This window comes from Roseateles sp. P5_B10, assembly GCF_056400485.1.
The window spans coordinates 1-565 of the sequence record NZ_JBFULE010001668.1; the positions used below are offsets into that span (position 1 = coordinate 1).

Annotated in this window: 1 protein-coding gene and 1 pseudogene; both read right to left on the reverse strand. The window is 65.1% G+C overall.

Features of this window, described 5'->3' with window-relative positions; genetic code table 11:
- A partial coding sequence (gene nuoK, locus AC1DU6_RS35225) for an NADH-quinone oxidoreductase subunit NuoK (RefSeq protein ID WP_477863210.1) occupies positions 1-315 on the reverse strand: 315 nt, incomplete at its 3' end.
- Positions 312-565, reverse strand: a pseudogene (locus AC1DU6_RS35230) (NADH-quinone oxidoreductase subunit J); the annotation flags it as partial. The pseudogene AC1DU6_RS35230 and the gene nuoK, both read right to left, overlap by 4 nt.

The following is a 565-nucleotide window of genomic DNA, read 5'->3' on the forward strand; positions in this document are numbered from 1 at the left end:
GTCGAGTTCTTCGACGTTGATGCTGGCTCGGTTGCGGAACAGCACGACCAGGATGGCCAGGCCGATGGCCGACTCGGCCGCCGCGACGGTCAGGATGAAGAACACGAAGACCTGGCCGCCCATGTCGCCCAGGTAGTGCGAGAAGGCGACGAAGTTCATGTTGACCGCCAGCAGCATCAGCTCGATGGCCATCAGCAGCACGATCAGGTTCTTGCGATTCAGGAAGATGCCGATCACCGACAGCGCGAACAGCATCGCGCCCAGCGTCAGAAAGTGGCCCAGGGTCAGGCCGCTCAGCCCGGTAATGGCGGTCATGCCTGGCCTCCTTCGGTGGGTGCGGCGGGCGGGGCCGGCGGCGTGGCGACGGTGGGCGCCATCTTGACGATCTTCAGGCGCTGGGCCTTGGTGACCTTGACCTGTTCGGATGCGTCCATGGCACGCGAGTCCTTGCGGCGGCGCAGCGTCAGGGCGATGGCCGCGACGATGGCCACGAGCAGCAGCACGGCGGCGATCTGCAGCGGGTACAGGTAAGCGGTGTAGATCTCGATGCCGAGCAGCTTGGTAT